Origin of the sequence: Mycolicibacterium peregrinum (genome assembly GCF_001665625.1) — a bacterium.
In the GTDB taxonomy this organism is placed as follows: domain Bacteria; phylum Actinomycetota; class Actinomycetes; order Mycobacteriales; family Mycobacteriaceae; genus Mycobacterium; species Mycobacterium peregrinum_B.
Window position 1 is genome coordinate 1 of the sequence record NZ_LZSY01000189.1, and the last position, 2,977, is coordinate 2,977.

A 2,977-nucleotide genomic window follows, 5' to 3' on the forward strand; every position below is an offset into this window, starting at 1 on the left:
CGGCGTCGATGGCGTAGCCGAGACATCGGCCGGATATCACCGCCGTTGCCCGTCAACGCGTTTCAGTACCAGACCGCGGGGTTGTGGGAGGTGAGCGTTGGGTCGCCCACACTGGCACAGGAAGCCGCGGTCGGGTGATCAACCGGCGGGGACCGTCGGGGATTGGCGGGCCGCGGCGCCGGCGCGTGCAGGTAAGCGCGCCGACGCGAGGCGGGCGGGCCCGGGGCGCAGTCCCCTCGACGGGTGGGGTGGCCGGCTCGCATTCCCACGGGGCCTCGTCCTGTCGCAGGCGTATCTCTTCGGCCTCCACGATCGCCGCCGCCTCCTCGAGCAGGCTGCTGTCCCACTGGATGTCGAGCGTCATCTCACTCACCCCCTCTAACCCGGATGCTGCGCCCCGGGCCCGGCGGCCGGCCGGGCCGGAGCCTCACGCGTTGATGGCGGTCTTGTCCGTGTTGCTTGTGATCGCGATGCGCCGCGGCTTGGCCTTTTCGGCCACCGGGATGGTCAACCGCAACACCCCACCGGCATAGTTGGCTTCGATCGCGTCGGTGTCCAGGGTCTCGCCCAAAAACAGTTGCCGGCTGAACACCCCGCGCGCACGCTCGGCCGAGACCATCTCCCGGTCGGGATCGTGTTCGGGGCGCTGAGCGTGCACGGTGAGCACGTTGCGCTCGACATCGAGATTGAGCGAATCCACATCCACCCCAGGCAGATCGAACTCGACGATGAACTTGTCGTCTTCTCGCCAGGCGTCCATCGGCATCACCGCCGGGCGGGCCGTGGTGCCCAGCACCTGCTGGGCCAGGCGATCGAAGTCGCGGAACGGATCGGTACGCATCAACATGATCTTTGCCTCCTAACCCACCGTGTCGACTGCAGATGATCTATGTCATCTGCCATAAATTTCTTATAGCACTGGTATCAGCCTTGTGCAAGGATGAATCCGGACCGATTCGAGGAGAAGGGGTCGTTGAACTGTGGTGGGCGAGGCGTCGGCGGGATCGGCGCGCGGTGTGTACGGCATTTCGGTTGCCGCCGAGCTCAGTGGGATGGATCCACAGACGCTGCGGCTCTATGAGCGACGCGGGCTGCTCACCCCGGCGCGCACCGAGGGTGGTACCCGCCGCTACAGCGACGACGACCTCGATCGGCTGCAGCGGATTGCCGAGCTGGTCGCCGACGGTGTCAACATCGCCGGCATTGCCCAGATTCTGCCGTTGCAGGATCACAACGCCGAGCTGGCATCGACCAATGGTGAGCTCGCCTCGGAGAATGCACGGCTGCGGTCCCGGGAACCGCGCACCGCACGCCGATGACACCCGACGTCACCGTCAGGGGAACCTGGGGCACAAGGATATCTATTGTTGTCCAAAAGGTTTCGGCACCAGCTCGCGGTGCCGACCCTAGAGGAGGTGAATGTGAATGGATTTCGCCGCCCGGTCAACCGATCCCGCCGGGACTGCGTGCGGATCCTCGACACCGCCGAAGGGGCGCTGGTCGCGTGGCGCGGCTGCAGCCTCGATGCGGCGTTCGTCGAGATCGTGCACACCGCCAATCGCCACAACGTGGGCGCGATGACCATGGCCGACGACCTCGCTCAAATTGCCCGGACCCCCTGGGGCGGTGAAGCAGACCGTGGGCGCGGCATCCGGGGCGCGGGCTTTGCTGCGGCGGCCCACGACCGGGGTGTCGTGGGTCGTACGGAAGTCGGTGTCCAGTGCGGCGCGCGCCACCAACGCAGCGCTGGTGAGAACCCCGGCGCGTCGTTCAGGTTCGCCGATCCTCGTCAACGGTGCTGTCGTCGATGCGCTGCTGCAGTGCGGCATTGAGGGCGTGGGCCTCGGCGAGTTGGTCCTCGAGAATGATGATGCGGCAGGCTGCTTCCAATGCCATGCCCTGATCGACGAGCTCGCGGGCGCGCGCCGCGATCCGCAGCTGGTAGCGCGAATAGCGGCGATGTCCGCCTTCAGAACGTTGCGGGGTCAGTAATCTGGCCTCATCAAGGCTTCGCAAAAATGCCGCAGTGGTGTCGAGTATTCGCGCTGCACTGCCCATGCTGTAGGCCGGGTAGTCCTCGTCGTCGAACTTGTCATTCGGATTCGGTTCACTCGAACCGTTCTGTGGTTGTACGACTAAACCTTTCGAATCATCAACGGCCGTGTCCAGTAGGCGAGCCGCCCACCGAACATCGCGCCCACGCAGCCCATGATCGCTGATGTGAAACGTATTCGCGATGAACGCGAACACGCCCGGGGAGGCCGGGCGACGTTGATATAGGGAGGATCGGTGCCCCCCCTGGGGTCACAACACCACCACCCCGAGGGGGCACCGATCCGCGGGAGCGCACGACATCTCCCGGCATTACTAGGAATACTGCAGGATCGTCCGCACAGACACACTCGCGTGACGATCCGACGGTAACTCCCTCCTTTCACTGTCTACTCCACCTTCACCACGGTCCGAAAGCCAACATGCTGCCTGGCCTCGTACTGCTTGACCGCGCTGACGTCACACTTCACGGGCAGTTCATCATCTCCCGTGCCACTTACCCTCTAATCTCAACACCGCATACTCTAGCGAGAGCACTATCGAATGTCTACATCAGCCAATGCAGATTTTTTGAGGCGTGGCAGTGCCGGGGGCCGCGTGACACCCATCCGAAGGCGCCTTGACAAGCCACCTGCACAGCCCGGGGCCGGATGCGATAGGGCGTCACCTCGACCGCCGAGGCCGACACGGCGGTCGAGGTGACGTGGCAACTGCCTCGGGGGGTGTTAACGGGAAACGCATTGCTCTGTAGCGACTTTGGTCACTACACCGCCGCCCCTTACAGCCTCGCTTGTCGGGAACGCCCACGATTCAAACCGTTCCCGATAAGGCTGTTTCCTCACACATCACCTAAGCCGGAACAACGAGACCCATCTGAACCCAACTCCAGATAACTGCGAATCCAGAATGCCACCGACCGCGCCGG

At 64.3% G+C, this 2,977-nt stretch carries 4 protein-coding genes; 1 reads left to right on the forward strand and 3 read right to left on the reverse strand.

Annotation, left to right across the window (positions count from 1 at the left end):
• Positions 1-427 precede the first annotated feature (427 nt).
• Complete coding sequence (locus tag A5779_RS30280; RefSeq protein WP_064887408.1) at positions 428-847, reverse strand: Hsp20/alpha crystallin family protein; 420 nt, start codon at positions 845-847, stop codon at positions 428-430.
• Between the two features lie 133 nt (positions 848-980).
• On the opposite strand from A5779_RS30280, the gene A5779_RS30285 reads away from it, so the two are divergent.
• Positions 981-1,319 (forward strand): MerR family transcriptional regulator, encoded by a 339-nt coding sequence (locus A5779_RS30285; RefSeq protein WP_064887410.1) that lies wholly within the window; start codon positions 981-983, stop codon positions 1,317-1,319.
• A gap of 87 nt (positions 1,320-1,406) precedes the next feature.
• Here the strand turns inward: A5779_RS30285 and A5779_RS30290 are convergent, their stop codons facing one another.
• Both A5779_RS30290 and A5779_RS35015 read right to left on the reverse strand, forming a co-directional pair.
• Positions 1,407-1,793, reverse strand: coding sequence for a hypothetical protein (locus A5779_RS30290; RefSeq protein ID WP_064887412.1), 387 nt, complete (start codon positions 1,791-1,793; stop codon positions 1,407-1,409).
• The gene (locus A5779_RS35015; RefSeq protein WP_236734930.1) at positions 1,771-2,250 is read right to left on the reverse strand and encodes a MerR family transcriptional regulator; all 480 of its coding nucleotides are present in this window, start codon (positions 2,248-2,250) and stop codon (positions 1,771-1,773) included. Before A5779_RS35015 ends, A5779_RS30290 begins: the two co-directional genes overlap by 23 nt.
• Positions 2,251-2,977: the final 727 nt, after the last annotated feature.